Raw genomic sequence first — 13201 nt, forward strand, 5'->3', positions numbered from 1 at the left:
TGGGCAAAGAAAGTAACGCGTGACTCGGCATGGCGGGAAGATTTTCCGCAATGGAGCCAACAGAGCCAATGGGGCAATGCACCTTTTGCGCCGAGTCGTGGCATACTTCCTCGCATGAACTCCGACGCTCCCACGCTCCTCGTCACGGCCAGATTGCCCACTTCCCGGCCGCCCTCCGCATGGAACTCAGTGCCTGCCTCGCCATCGGCGAACGCAGCCAACGCCTGGCGAAATGGCTTAATCCCTGCCCGATTCCGGAGGATCCCAGCGCCCATAGCCGGTGGTTGAGCATTGCTCGAATCAAGGCGAATCAAGGCGAATCAAGGCGAATCAAGGCGAATCAAGGTGCGAGAAATTTGGCAGCACTGCCTGGAGAGCTGCATCCCGAGGTCGATGCAAATTAAGAGCTCCCGGGCGAGGAAAAAGAAGCCGTTTTAAGGTGCCTTAAGCCCCCTTAAGGTGATTTAAGGCGCGAGTTTTTTTAAGCGAAGGCTCAGCACCTATGGAAGAGGCACCGGCGGCGATGGCCTGGCACGAGGCTGCTGCGGAGTTCCTTGCGCGCTCAGGCGCTCAGGCGCTCCTGACGATGACGTGGCGCGGGTTCGAGCGCAGGGACTGCGCGCGAGTGCTGGCCCACGAAGTGAGCCGGCTGGAGGTGAAATCGAGCATCAACGCCACGATCACGCCGGCCAGCGCTCCACCGAGGGCGCCGAAAGCGAGAATGGGAAATTCACTGCCGACGGCGTGGTAGAAATTGTGACCGAGCCACGCGCACACGGCGCCGGCCGGGATCCCTGCGAGCACGCCGCACTGGAGCAGGAAGGCGCGGATGCCCGCGGAGGGACGCCCAGCGCGCAACGCCACCACGAAGGAGGACGAGACGACCCCCAAGCCCACCAGAATCGCAGCGACGAGGCAGGCGATCGTCCCGATGGCGATCCCGATGCCGATGAGCACCAGCGCGACGAAGACGAAGACAAGGCCGAGGATTCCCATACGATCAAGGTGCGCGCTTTTCGGTGAAAGCGCAATTGCGGGATTATTCGCCGCGGGCGCGTCAGCGCGGCGGGACAGGCTGGCCGGGAGTCATCGCGAGCGCCTGCCGGAGAGTATCACGGCTCTTCGGGAAAAGGTGGAGCGCATGTCTGGCGCCCTGGCCATCGACGAAGACCAGCCGGAGACCGGCGCGGCCGAAGGATTGGAAGTCATCGAGCGAGACGATGCCTCGGATGGGAATGGCGTGTTCCAAATCGTAGATGGGGGTGAGCAGGCTGAACGGAAACCACGAGGTAGTCACGAGCAGGTCCTTGGTGACGATGAGCCGCAGGCAATTATTGGCTCCGCCGATTTGGGTCAGCCAATTCTTCTGCGAAGCCCCCGAGGCAAAGCTCTCCCGATAGAGAATGTCTGCCGCGGGGATCTTGGGGCGGATTCGACGGGCCGCAAAGTAAAGCCAGAGAAGGTAGCCGAGTATCGCGGCTGGGAAGAGCAGCGACAGTGCGAAGATCAGTCGGTAGAGGTGGTGGAGGTGATGCAGGAGATGCCTCATGCGTCACGGATGCTGGTAGAGCAGATCGTCGGGCTTGCGGCCGTTGAGATGATAGTCGTCGACTTGCTTGGGGGACCACAGGACGAACAGTTTGTGCCGCCGGGTGAGCGTGCGCTGCGGATAGGGGACGGACGAGTTGAGGAAAGTGATCGTCGCGCCGTCGAGCTTGTAGCGGCCGCGGATCGGGTAGCGCGTGGAGTGCGGGTTCTCCACGAGATCGGCGGTGAAGAGCGAATACTCGAACGTGCCCGGGCCGAGCACGATCGCTTCGCCGCCATTCCACATGCCCTCCGGCTGGCCTTCGATTTCGTATTTGCCGGCGATGGTCTGCGGCGTGATGGGCACGACGGCGCAACCGCTGAGGAGAAGTGTGACGCAGAGGGCAAATAGTCCCGGGAGCGTGCACGGGCGTGGAACTGCGCTGCGCACTTCGGCAGGCCGCGGGGAGCCAGCGTGGATGTTCAAGGGGGGCATGGAAAGTTTCTTACCAGACGAACGGAATCAGTCGATGCGGTTCACATCATTGCTTCGCAGGCCCGCCGCCGCCCGGTTGCGCATCCGCGCCGCCACCCTCCGTTGTTGCCGCCGGAATGACGTGGGTGATCAACTCTGGGAAGAATTCCGCGAAGTCGGTGCGCAACGCCTCGTACTCGCGCTCCAGGATGGGGATGGAGGCCGCGAGGTCGGTGGGACGGCGCAGGCGCGCTCCGATGCGCGTGAGGGCCTCGGTGATGGTCGCGACCTCGCGGTACCCGCAAAGCCAGTCGGCCCGGCACATCGCCTCGAGGCGGGGGCGGGCTTCTGCGGGAACATGGATCCACTGCGTGTCGAACGAGGCGTACACTTCCGCGGCGAAAGCCGGCAGCGGCATGGGGGCAAAGGATTCCCAATCGCGGGCGAGAATGTGATCGTAAAAGATATCGACCAGCACGCCGCCGAAGCGGCGAAACGGCGCGCCCAGCCGGTGGACACTGCGCCGGAAAACCGGGTGCCGATCGGTGAAGGCATCGATGCGGCGGTGGCGTTGGATCCCCGCTTGAAATTCCGGCGGCAACCCGGTGAGCGCGGTCGCCGAGACGAGATCCGGCAACAGATTGCCGAGGCGAAAGGCGGGCGAGGGTTCGGAAAGATAGAGGTGGGCCAGCCAATTCATGGATCGCGCAGCGCAGGGCCAAATTCGATTCGCCCGCACAAAGTTGGCGAAAACGGATTTTTGATGGACTGTCTCAACCTACACGCTTTCACCAGTTTGCTCATCCCCTTGTTGCCCGTCGCCTCCCTTCCGCATTCCCCTGAACCTGCCGCCGTAGCATTTTCCCGTGAACGGCGCCACCTCCGCGCGGCGCTGCTGGCCGTGGGGCTCGTGTTGCTGTCGGGAGTGGCGGCCGGGGTTTTCACGTTGCGGTTGGAAAAGCGCGAGATTCACACCGTCGCCCTGGAAGGCTCGCCCCACAAGGACCTGAGCATCGTCTGGCAAAGGGCGGCCATGGCGGAACCGGACATCCTGCCCCTTTATGGCAGCTCGGAGCTGGCGAAACATTTCGGGAATGAACCGCAGCGTTTCTTCGCCGGCTACCCGACCGGCTTTGCGGTATCGCCGGTGGGGCGGGGAGGATGCACCTCGCTCGTTCTCGCCGAGAAGATCGCCGCGGCGGCCGGGGATGCGCCGCACGGGCGCAAGCTCGCCGTCAGCCTTTCACCGAGCTGGTTTTTCCACATGGAGGCGCATCATCGCTGGTACGTGGGCAACTTTTCCGCCGCCCAGGCGAGTGTCTTGATCTTCAGCCCGCGGCTCAGCCTGGAACTCAAGCGCGATTTTGCCCGCCGTATGCTCGATTACCCGGACTCGGTGGAGCACGCGCCCGTGTTGGCCTTCGCGCTGCATCGACTGGTCGGGCGGCAATGGGCGGACACCGCGCTGTATCATGCCGTGACGCCGCTGGCGCGGGTGCAGGATGCCCTCGGCCGCCTCGGTGATCATTTCGCCTTTGCCTGGCATATCCTGCACGATCATGACCGGCCGGATGTTTCGCCGCGGCCACCGTCGCCGCTGGATTGGGAAACCATCCTCACCAGCGGGCGAGGGGAGGTGGTTGCGCAGCCCAAAGACCGGATGAAAGACTACGCCCCGCGCTTCGTCGGCAATCGCCGGTTCGTGCAAGTGCTGGGAGAATCGCGGGAATGGGATGATTTGGAATTGCTCCTGCGCGTCATGCATGAACTCGACCTCGATCCGTTGCTGCTGAGTATCCCCGTCGACTATCCCTACTACGAGAGCATCGGGATCACGCGGGCGAGTCTCGACCAATACCTCGCGCATCTGCATGCGCTGGCGAGCCGCTACGATGTGACCCTGGTCGATTTCGCCGCGCACGAAAACGACACCGCTTTCTTCGCCGACCACAACGATCATCTCAGCGCCCGGGGCTGGCTCTACATGGATCGCGCGCTGGATTTCTACTACCACGCGTCCGCACATCAGCGCTTCATTGCGCCGGATGGAATTGGCGCGGGCGAGATCTACCCGTAGCGGTATTCCGCGGCTAATCCCGCAGGAGATCGTTTGGCAATTCGTTCGCGGTGCCCGGCTCGGGCGGAAAATGCCGGGCGAGCACCGCGCCGACCTTGCGCACGGCGTGCTGGACGGCTTCGGTGAAGCGCTCGCCGCGCAGATGGTCGCCGATTTCCGCGACGGTTTCCTCCCAGAAAGCCAGCCCGCATTTCTCGTGGACACCGCTGTCCCCGATCACCGCGAACTTCTGCACGCGCGGAGCAAAGTAAATGAGCACGGCATTGCGGTGGCGGGTGCGGGTCATGCCGAGTTTCTCGAAACGCTGGCGGGCCCGGGCCACGGCGTCGTCCGGCGCGCGGCGCGAGATGAAGACGCGAATTTCGCCGGAGGTACTCCCTTCGGCGGTGGCGATCTCCGCGACGATTTTGGCCTCGTCGAGGCGGTCGATGAATTCGTGCGTTTTCATATTACCAGCTTCCTCCGGCGCCTCCTCCGCCAAAACTGCCACCTCCGCTGCTGAAGCCTCCGCCACCCCTTCCGCTACTGCTCGAGCCACCACCGCCGCTCCAGAATCCGCCAGAGGAGTACCCTCGCCCGCCGCCCGAGTAGACCGTCCCACGCCCCCAGCCGCGCACCAACGAAACCAGGAAGAGAAGGACGATGATGCTTAAGAAAATCGTATCGACCGTTTTGCCCTCCTGATCGCTGCGCGTCTTGCCGGTGCCGTGATATTCGCCCTTGGTCGCCTTGATCATCGCATCGACACCGGCGGCGAGGCCTCCGTCGTAGTCGCCAGTTTTGAACCGCGGCGTGATTTCGTTTTCGATGATCTGCTTGCAGAGGATATCCGGCAGTGCGCCTTCCAGTCCATAGCCCACCTGGATGAACATCTTGTGCGCATCGCTGAAAACGAAGAGCACCGCGCCGTTGCGGCGATCGGCCTGGCCGACCTTCCACGCATTCGCGATGCGCACCGTGTAGTCCTCGATCGAGGAGGACGTGTCCATCTTCCGGTAGATGGCGACGACGATCTGGTTCGAACTGTCGCGCTCGAACTGCCGCAACTGGTCGTTGAGTTGTTGCGTCGTGCCGGGTGAGACGACGCCCGCGTAGTCGTTGAAATAGTCCGCGGGCTTGGGCGGCAGCGTCTCCGCGCGCCCAACGAGCAGCAGCACCAGCCACAACCACGAGATGAAAAGCGCCTGCCGCACGCCTTTATTTAGCTGGAGCAGGAGTCGCGGAACCGAAGTTGAAGTTCACCGTCGGCGGCACATCGGAGCCTTCGCGGGCCGCAAAGTACGGCTTCGGCTGGAAGCCAAACGCACCGGCATAAAGCCGCGCGGGCATGGAGTTCACCGCCGTATTGTAACCGACCACGGCATTGTTGAAATTCCCGCGCTCGACGGTGATCCGATTCTCCGTGCCTTCGAGCTGCACCTGCAAATCGCGGAACGCCGCGGTTGCCTTGAGATCCGGGTATTTCTCCGACACCACGAGCAGGCGCGACAGCGCCGACGACAGCCCGTCCTGCGTCTGCTGGAAACGCTTGAGCACCTCGGGATCATTTGGCGCGGCACCCGGATCGACCTGGATCTTCGTGACCTGCTGGCGCGCCTGGATCACCTCGGTGAGCGTCGATTTCTCGAAGTTTGCCGCGCCTTCCACGGTCTTGACGAGGTTCGGAATCAGATCGGCGCGCCGCTGATACACGTTCTGCACATCCGCCCAGCTCTTGTCTGTCTGCTGCTTGAGCGAATTGAGATGATTGTAGCTGCTGCAACCGCCGGCCAGCACGACGAAGGCGATGATGGCCAGGATACCGAGGACAAGGAGAGCGGATTTCATAGGGCAACGACAAGCAAACCGTAGATTCCACGAAATACAAGCGGTGCGGTCAGGCGGGAACGCTTTTGGCCCAAGAATCACCCACATGGCTCGCGAGTTACGTCGGGCCGAACGCTTTTGTCCGAGTGACACGGGTGCGGAGAACAGTTATCCCTTGTCTCCCATGAGCTCAACGTCGATGCCGGAGTTGCCCAGTCAGCCGTCCTTTTTGCGCCGGCATGGCTGCCTTGTCTTTCTCATTACGATCGTCGCGCTGTTCGTCATCGCGGTGCTGGTCGCCTACCACCTGCTCGTGAGCACCGCGATGCCCTATCGCTTCGTCGCCTCGATGATCCAGAAGGCGAACCCGAACGTCCACATCGAGGGCATCACCGGCGACCTCAAGACCGGCATCGGAGTGTCGTCGATCACCTGGGGCGACGTCCCCGACAAGCCTTCTGAAATCCTCGACCTGCGCCTCCGCTACAACGGCGTCAGTGACGCCGGCAACACCCACCGCATCGTGATCAGCGATGCCGGCGTGCGCCGCGCGCATATCGACCTCGCCGACTTCCCATCGGGCAACAACGTGACCTCCACCCACACCACCACGGTGACCAACGGCTCGTCCACTACCACCGTCTCCACGACGACCTCGGGCGGCTCCGCGGTCCCGACGGTCAATCCTTTCGCCGGTTCCAGCGGCGCCGCCTTTCCCCAGGGAATCGAGAGCATCGAAGTCGAGCGCGTGAGCATCGAGGACGTGCTCATCACCAATCGCAATGCCGCGGACTTCCGCCTGTCGATTCCGAAGATCGAGTGGACGGGCTTCAAGGCCACGCCCACCAGCGTCGAGCCCGGCGTGCTGACGGTCGAGAGCGACCGCCTCACGCTGCACACCACGCCCGGTCGCACCTTGCAGGTGGATGGAAAAGAAATGGCGTTTCAAAAGCTGCTCACCGGCACCGCGCAGCCCGCGCTCCATCCGGCCATCAAGCAGCCCATCGCCTTCACCGTGGATTTTTCCATGTTGCCGCACGGGCAGTCGAATCCGTTCCATCTCCTGGCGGCCGATGGCCGGCTGGAAGTGACCGGCACGGCCGATGGCGGTGGAGCGATCCACACCCGCGATCTCGATCTCCCGAGCTTCCTCGATGCGCCTCGGCTCTTTGGTAACCAGGCGGCCGATCTTCCCAGCGAACTCGTCCTCACCGCCACGGCCGGCCCCGGTTTCGACGAGGGACAGGGCGCGATGAAAATTGTCGGCGGCAGTTTCCGCGTCGGAGTGCTGACCTTTCAAATCGAGCAGGTCGACTTTACCAAGATGGTACAATACGACACGACCGTGAAAGCGGTGTCGAAGACCGATGCCGGCGATATCCTCTGGACGCTGCCCCTCGCGAATTTCGGCCAGGAATATCATCCCCGTCTCGCCGCCACCGGCCTCGCGCCCACGGAAATCCTGGCGAGGGTCTTCGCCGGCAAGCCTTACCAGGAGCTCAGCGCCGAGGAAAAGCAGGCCGTCGACGTGCGCGTGCCCATCTATTTTCCACCGCCGGAGAACGAGAGCGAGCCGAAGTAGCCACCAAGGGGCACAAAAAGCACAAAGATCCCAAACCCGCTTTTTTGTGTCTTCTGTGCCTTCTTGTGGCCATCTCCGCGCCTCTGCGCCTCCGCGGTAAACTCCCCTTCCTACGGCGTGCGCCCGACGCCCGCTTTCAGCTCCCGGTAGGACTCAATGAGATTCCCCTCGATGTGCGCCCAATCCTCCGCCTCCATGTGGCCATCGCGACGGTCGTCGCGGTAACGCATCATCGCCGCCCGGAGCTGCGCCGATTTCCGGATGTGCTCGTTGTCCGTCTTGAATAGCTCCACCGCGACTTGGGCAATGACGTTTCCATATTGCACCGGCGTGGCGTTTTCCCGGCGCAACTGCCACCAGTCGAGCTCGAGTTTCGCCGCGTTCTCCGTATCGAAATTCTCCCCGCCACGATCACGAAGCAGCGCGTAATAGTGCACCAGCAAGGGCAGGGCGACCTGCGCCTCCGCCCGGCTGGTCGTGGGCTGAAAGAGCTGCGCCGCTTTCCCCGAATCGTAGGCGAGCTGCGCGCTATCGGCGGGAGAGAAGTGATACTGGTCGCGGTAGAGCGAGTAGAGCCGGGTGGCCAGCGACTTGTAATCGTGCGCGTAGTAGTCGCGCCACATGCCGGTCTCGAGCTTTCCGATCGCCTCGGCATCGAACCCGCGCAGATCCCCTTGGCGCGGCCACCACGCGTAGCCGGCGCCGATCAGCGCCAGCAGGACGAGGACGAGAAGGATGCGGAGGAGTTTGCGAACCATGGGAGTGGTGGACGAGGGGACCGTTGCTACCGCAGGCCCGCGCCGGACGCCAGCCTCGTCACAAATTGCGTCGACTTGCCCGGTGCGAGAGTTCTTGGTGCAGGTCAACCGCTTCCTCCCTATGAAACTGCCGTTCGTTGCTCCGACCTTCCTCGTCATCATGCTGCTCGCCGCGACCGTCGCCCCGTCCCACGCGCAATCGCCGCTCATTCCCAAGGGCTGGATCAAGGCCGATGCACTGGACGCCTTGGAAGCGCCGCTGCAAAAGCAATTGGACACCGGTATCGCCATGCTGGAGACGGCGTGGGACATGGCGACCGTCAAGGACGCGCAACTCTTCATCGTCTACGTCACGTTGCTGGAAAAACTCCCCGAGCCCGACCGCGCCGCGCTGCGCAAGGAACAGGAAGCCTGGCTCAATAAGCGCGAAAAAGCCGCCGCCAAGGCCGACGACGGCGAGGGTGGCCAAATCGGCCACCTGCAATCCGCGACCGAACACCAGGAGTGGTCGGAGAAACGCATCGCCGAATTGAAAAAGCGCATGCCGAAGCGCTGAAGTTGGGACGGAGGGCTCGAAAGAGCGCGTGCTAACGATCCACCAGACCCGAGATAAGCAATGGGATCGCTGGCCATTCCTGGCAGAGAAGTGAGGCTGCCCGACAACCTATTCAGAATCGACATCTCGTTGCTCTACGTATAAACGCCCCCAATGAGGATTATATCGGATAACGACGCGATATTGCAGATTGGGAGTAGCCCGGATCGTTATTTGTCCTGGATTGGGGCGGGAGCATCGGCCGAGGCCGGTGTGCAAACGGCGGCCAGTATTTGCGATGAAGTTCGGCAGGTTTTGACCGAGGCACAACAAAAGGCGAAAATGCCTCCCGCGGAGATCGAAAGCTGGATCGTGAAGAAACTGCGCTGGAACGATCTCAGCCGTCGCTATCTTTCGTGCATCCAGGCGCGTGAACCGAATCCCGCCAAACGGGTGGATTTTTTCCGAAAAATCCTTCGTGAAAAGCAACCGTCTTTTTTGCACCACGCACTGGCTTTGCTCATGACCCGGGGGCTTTTGAAGCGGACGTGTCTGACGACCAATTTCGACCATCTGCTGGAAAATGCTTTTGCCCAGCAAGGCGTCGCGGATTGCCAGAGTCTGCGTTCCGATAGTGAAAAGGACTATTGGGAGGACCGGGAGGGCCGCCATTTCGTCGCCAAGCTCCACGGCGATATCGATACCAATAACATCCTCAATACCGCGGCGGAAATCATGGTGATCTCCAAGGCCAATGCGGATTTTTTCAACAACGTCACCGCCGACTCCGGATTGGTCGTCCTAGGCGCTTCGGGCAATGAGCAAAGCGTCCGTGACTTGTTTCGACAGGCCGTTTCGAAGGAAGCCCAACAACGCAAGGTTCTCTCCTTCGGGCTGCTCTGGGGGGTGTATATGGGAAATGATAAGCCCGAGCGGCTGTCGCCGGAGGAACTCCAGACCTTGGTCCAGAAGCGCGTCGAGACCGAAGTTCATCCCGACATCGCGGAAATCATTGAGTATTCGAGCAATGAGCTGTTTTGCTTCTTTCCGGTCTGGGGGGCGGGAGCGTTCATGCGGGACTTGATTGAATATTTTCGAAGTGATCGAGACCTCTTCGCCACGGCCGCCCGATACCTCGACCATGAACTGCGTCTGCAGCGGGTCTTCTCCGAGGCGGGTTATCCCAACGACGCGGTGGAGAAGCATTTGCGTTCCCTCCGGGAGCAACGGAAAAGGATCGATTCCGCGCCGCCTCTGCGGCGCCTGGAACCCGAAACCGTCGTGAACGCTCAAAAAAAGAGCGGCCCCCTCCACGTCCGGGTTGTTTATGGCGATATCACCAGTCGTGGACTGCTGGGGGACGGTGATTTTCCGCAACTCCGCCGTGGCGTGGTCAGCCCTGAAGACACCTTCGTGAGCGCCGGCGGGGGTGTGGCTTACGGCCTGCTGGCCAAAGCCGGCCCAAGCTTGATTTTGAATGAACTGGCAAAATTCACGCCAGTCGAACAGGCCTCGGTTGTCGTGACGTCCGGAGGGAATCTACCGGTGCATTACATTCTCCACGCCGCCGCGCTCAAAATCGCCAAGGACGCGACCTATCTGGTTACCCAGGATGACGTCCGCAACACCGTGAAGGCTGCGGTGGAGAAGGCCGACGTCTTGAAAATCGGATTGCTCTTTGTGCCGTTACTCGGTGCCGGTCTGGCTCCCCTGACGCCCCATCAATCCTTGGACGGGATCCTCCAGGCGCTCCGAATGCACAATACCAACTCGCCGTTGCGTGTGGACATCGTTGTGTTTCGTGAAAAGGAATTGCCTCGCAACGAAGTCCGGCAACTCTTTGAAGCCGTACTCGGCAACGATTTCGTAATCAGCGATTAGGGGCGTCTCCACGGTCGCCCCGGGCGGGGGGGCAACTACCGGGGCGGATTGGGTTTGTCTTCCACCGCGTGCTTTGGAAGCGTGGCGCGATGCCCTTTCATCACTTTATTCACGAGTCCCCAGGATGGACGACCGTCAGCAGCGAGCTGATGTACCGCAATCCCTATTTGGAGGTGCGGTGCCCCACGCTCACTTCGCCGACCCGACCCGCGCCTTTCACCTGGACGGTGTGCCACCGCAAAGGTGCCGTCGTGGTGGCACCTCGCACCGCGGACGGTGCCTTTATCCTGGTGCGCCAGGAGCGCGTGCCGATCAGAACGTCCATCTGGGAGTTTCCGGCGGGGCAGATTGATGATGAGGACGGGCCAGATGTGATCGAGATGACTGGCTTGCGGGAACTCCGCGAAGAAAGTGGCTACGAGCTCGCGCCCGGTGGAAAACTGGTCTCTCTCGGATTCTTCTTTCCGAGCGCGAGTTTTACCGACGAGCACAGTCATTTGTTGCTGGCCGGCCCCGTGGTGCCAAGTCCACAGGGGCACGAGCATGATGAGCATGAAGCGATCACGGAGTGTCGCGCGTTTTCGGCAGCCGAGTTTCGAACGATGATCGCCAGCGGCGAAATTCGCGACGCCAATACCTTGGCGGCGTTTGCTAGGTTGGTCGCCCTCGGGCTGATGTAGTGGTGTGACCTTCCCCGAGATTCTCACAATTCCTAAGAAGAAATTGCGCCCTGCGCGGTTTTAGCTCTCAGTAGCGCCCCCTCAATGTCCTGGCTGACCAAATTCTTTCAATTTCGCGAAAAATCCGACGGCGATATCGTCAAGCCGTTCCTCGACCACATGGAGGATCTCCGGTGGACGATCATCAAGATGGTCGTCGTGCAGATCTTGATGATGATCGTGTCCTTTTATTTCCGGCACGACCTCATGGATATGCTCCGGGCGCCTCTCTTCAAGGTCGACCCCACGCTGCCCGGCAAGCTCATCATCACCAATATCGCGGGGTCGTTCCTCATTTCCTTGGAGCTGGCTTTCTTTGCGGGCATCGCCATGGCCTTTCCGTTCCATGTGTATTTCGTGTCGCACTTTGTCCTCCCGGCACTCACTCGCAAGGAGCGCAAATTGCTGCTGCCCGGCATCTTCGGCACCTTCGCCTTGTTCCTTGCCGGGGTGACCGTCGCGTATCTCTGGATTTTGCCCCAGACCATCGGCTTCTTTTACCATGATGCGCGCAGCGCGGATCTGCAGGTCATGTGGACGTGGAACGACTATTTCTCGTTCTCCGCGTGGCTCTGCTTCGGTTTCGGGTTGCTCTGCGAATTACCGGTCATCGTCATTCTCCTCGGCGTGCTCGGCATCGTGAACTTCAAGTTCCTTTCCCGCACCCGTCCCTTCGGCTACACCATCATCCTCATCCTCGCGGCCGTCATTGCGCCGACGCCCGATCCGCTCACCTTCGTCGCGCTCAGCGTGCCCATCGTGGCTCTGTTCGAGGCGTGTATCTGGGTCGTCTGGCTCATCGACCGCCGCCGCGAACGCGCCCGGGATCGCGCGGACAAGGAAATGCAGGACTGATCCGGAGCTCCATGTCCCCGCCCGGTAAAGGGCCAGCGAGCCAGGGAATGCCGGGTCCGGTGAGCGATTGTTCTTGACTTATTGAGAGGGATGTGCTACCCTCAATGTGTAGAAGATGGGTCGCGTACACAGACGGCTGTGTGGGTGGAGAAGGGGAGTGCAGTGGCGAAATCCGGGAGGGCAGACAAGTGAAACTGAACCAAGCTCATGAGGGATCATATCCGACCGAGACCTGCGTGGCGCGGCGCCGAGGCTGCCTCCCAGCGCGGTTCCGAGGCCGTGCAGTCCAGAGTAATCGTGCCCAATCGTGTCTAATCGTGCCTGAATGTTTTCTGCGGCTGCGAAAGCATCGGCTGCCGGTCTCCAAGCTGCCTTCCGGTGATTCGAGCGGAGCGAGAAGCCACGCGAAGCGTGCCCGAAGGGCGGCGGCGGGGGCCGCCGGCAATCAAGGTCGCAAATTATTTTCAGCCGCCGGTATAATAAACCCCGCCCCCCATCCGTGTAACTCATGGAACACCCTATGCCTGCCCCGGACACGCTGGAATTGACCGCCTTACTGGACCGCTTTGAGCGCCCGCTGGTGCGCTATGCGCAAAGCATCACCGGCGACCTCGAATCGGCGCGGGACGTGGTGCAGGAGACGTTCATCAAACTGGCCCGTGGCGGCATGAACTCCAGCGCCGAGGGCGCGGATACCACCCGCCACACCGAGGCCTGGCTCTTTACCGTCACGCGCAACCGCGCGCTCGACCATCAACGCAAATTCAGCCGCATCATTCCCATGACGCTCCCCGAAGACCGCCCCTGCTCGGCGCCCGGCCCGGCCGCTGTCCTCGAGCGGCAGGAGTCCGCCACCGCGCTCTTCCGCCTGCTCGACGCGCTCAGTCTCAACCAGCGCGAGGTCATCCGCTTGAAATTCCAGAACGACCTTTCCTACCGCGAGATCGCCGACGTCACGCAGCTCAGCGTGACCAACGTCGGCTTTC

Annotated in this window: 17 protein-coding genes; 8 read left to right on the top strand and 9 right to left on the bottom strand. The window is 61.7% G+C overall.

From position 1 onward, the window contains the following. Nucleotides 1-179: 179 nt before the first annotated feature. The gene (locus ABJF10_RS02125) at nt 180-404 is read left to right on the top strand and encodes a hypothetical protein (protein WP_348542861.1); all 225 of its coding nucleotides are present in this window, start codon (nt 180-182) and stop codon (nt 402-404) included. Nucleotides 405-570: 166 nt separating this feature from the next. Here ABJF10_RS02125 and ABJF10_RS02130 read toward each other — a convergent pair whose 3' ends face one another. The 4 genes from ABJF10_RS02130 to ABJF10_RS02145 form a co-directional block, all read right to left on the bottom strand. Further along, nucleotides 571-996, bottom strand: a complete 426-nt coding sequence (locus ABJF10_RS02130; RefSeq protein WP_348542862.1) for a hypothetical protein — start codon at nt 994-996, stop codon at nt 571-573. Between the two features lie 61 nt (nt 997-1057). Beyond that, nucleotides 1058-1549, bottom strand: coding sequence for a hypothetical protein (locus ABJF10_RS02135; RefSeq protein ID WP_348542863.1), 492 nt, complete (start codon nt 1547-1549; stop codon nt 1058-1060). Nucleotides 1550-1552: 3 nt separating this feature from the next. Beyond that, nucleotides 1553-2014 (bottom strand): hypothetical protein, encoded by a 462-nt coding sequence (locus ABJF10_RS02140; RefSeq protein ID WP_348542864.1) that lies wholly within the window; start codon nt 2012-2014, stop codon nt 1553-1555. A 55-nt stretch (nt 2015-2069) separates the two neighbouring features. After that, nucleotides 2070-2702, bottom strand: coding sequence for an ACP phosphodiesterase (locus ABJF10_RS02145; protein ID WP_348542865.1), 633 nt, complete (start codon nt 2700-2702; stop codon nt 2070-2072). A gap of 63 nt (nt 2703-2765) precedes the next feature. On the opposite strand from ABJF10_RS02145, the gene ABJF10_RS02150 reads away from it, so the two are divergent. Further along, nucleotides 2766-4079 carry a D-alanyl-lipoteichoic acid biosynthesis protein DltD gene (locus tag ABJF10_RS02150; protein WP_348542866.1) on the top strand — a complete coding sequence of 438 codons (1314 nt, stop codon included), beginning with the start codon at nt 2766-2768 and terminating at the stop codon, nt 4077-4079. A gap of 13 nt (nt 4080-4092) precedes the next feature. Here the strand turns inward: ABJF10_RS02150 and ABJF10_RS02155 are convergent, their stop codons facing one another. Genes ABJF10_RS02155 through ABJF10_RS02165 form a run of 3 tightly spaced genes read right to left on the bottom strand, consistent with a single transcriptional unit; the run spans nt 4093 to nt 5906 of the window. Then, nucleotides 4093-4527: a TPM domain-containing protein gene (locus tag ABJF10_RS02155; RefSeq protein ID WP_348542867.1), complete on the bottom strand. Its 435-nt coding sequence runs from the start codon at nt 4525-4527 to the stop codon at nt 4093-4095. Nucleotide 4528: 1 nt separating this feature from the next. Further along, entirely contained in the window at nt 4529-5272 is a 744-nt protein-coding gene (locus ABJF10_RS02160; RefSeq protein ID WP_348542868.1) for a TPM domain-containing protein, read from the bottom strand. 4 nt (nt 5273-5276) lie between these two features. Further along, nucleotides 5277-5906, bottom strand: a complete 630-nt coding sequence (locus ABJF10_RS02165; RefSeq protein ID WP_348542869.1) for a LemA family protein — start codon at nt 5904-5906, stop codon at nt 5277-5279. Nucleotides 5907-6069: 163 nt separating this feature from the next. Between ABJF10_RS02165 and ABJF10_RS02170 the strand changes: the two genes are divergently transcribed. Further along, on the top strand, nt 6070-7467 hold the full coding sequence (locus ABJF10_RS02170) for a hypothetical protein (RefSeq protein WP_348542870.1): 1398 nt from the start codon (nt 6070-6072) through the stop codon (nt 7465-7467). A gap of 110 nt (nt 7468-7577) precedes the next feature. On the opposite strand, the gene ABJF10_RS02175 is transcribed toward ABJF10_RS02170, so the two are convergent. Beyond that, a complete protein-coding gene (locus ABJF10_RS02175; RefSeq protein ID WP_348542871.1) occupies nt 7578-8225 on the bottom strand; it encodes a hypothetical protein in 648 nt (215 codons plus the stop codon). A 121-nt stretch (nt 8226-8346) separates the two neighbouring features. Here ABJF10_RS02175 and ABJF10_RS02180 point away from each other — a divergent pair, with 121 nt between their 5' ends. Next, nucleotides 8347-8781 (top strand): lysozyme inhibitor LprI family protein, encoded by a 435-nt coding sequence (locus tag ABJF10_RS02180; protein WP_348542872.1) that lies wholly within the window; start codon nt 8347-8349, stop codon nt 8779-8781. A 108-nt stretch (nt 8782-8889) separates the two neighbouring features. Here ABJF10_RS02180 and ABJF10_RS02185 read toward each other — a convergent pair whose 3' ends face one another. Beyond that, the gene (locus tag ABJF10_RS02185) at nt 8890-9450 is read right to left on the bottom strand and encodes a hypothetical protein (RefSeq protein ID WP_348542877.1); all 561 of its coding nucleotides are present in this window, start codon (nt 9448-9450) and stop codon (nt 8890-8892) included. Between ABJF10_RS02185 and ABJF10_RS02190 the strand changes: the two genes are divergently transcribed. The 4 genes from ABJF10_RS02190 to ABJF10_RS02205 form a co-directional block, all read left to right on the top strand. Then, nucleotides 9337-10641 carry a macro domain-containing protein gene (locus ABJF10_RS02190; RefSeq protein ID WP_348542876.1) on the top strand — a complete coding sequence of 435 codons (1305 nt, stop codon included), beginning with the start codon at nt 9337-9339 and terminating at the stop codon, nt 10639-10641. The two genes, ABJF10_RS02185 and ABJF10_RS02190, sit on opposite strands and share 114 nt — an antisense overlap. An 89-nt stretch (nt 10642-10730) precedes the next feature. Further along, complete coding sequence (locus ABJF10_RS02195) at nt 10731-11321, top strand: NUDIX hydrolase (RefSeq protein WP_348542873.1); 591 nt, start codon at nt 10731-10733, stop codon at nt 11319-11321. An 84-nt stretch (nt 11322-11405) separates the two neighbouring features. Beyond that, nucleotides 11406-12215, top strand: coding sequence for a twin-arginine translocase subunit TatC (gene tatC / locus ABJF10_RS02200; protein ID WP_348542874.1), 810 nt, complete (start codon nt 11406-11408; stop codon nt 12213-12215). 520 nt (nt 12216-12735) lie between these two features. Further along, nucleotides 12736-13201 (top strand): sigma-70 family RNA polymerase sigma factor (locus ABJF10_RS02205; RefSeq protein WP_348542875.1); only part of this gene is annotated, 466 nt, incomplete at its 3' end.

Origin of the sequence: Chthoniobacter sp., assembly GCF_040003245.1 — a bacterium.
Classification (GTDB): domain Bacteria; phylum Verrucomicrobiota; class Verrucomicrobiia; order Chthoniobacterales; family Chthoniobacteraceae; genus Chthoniobacter.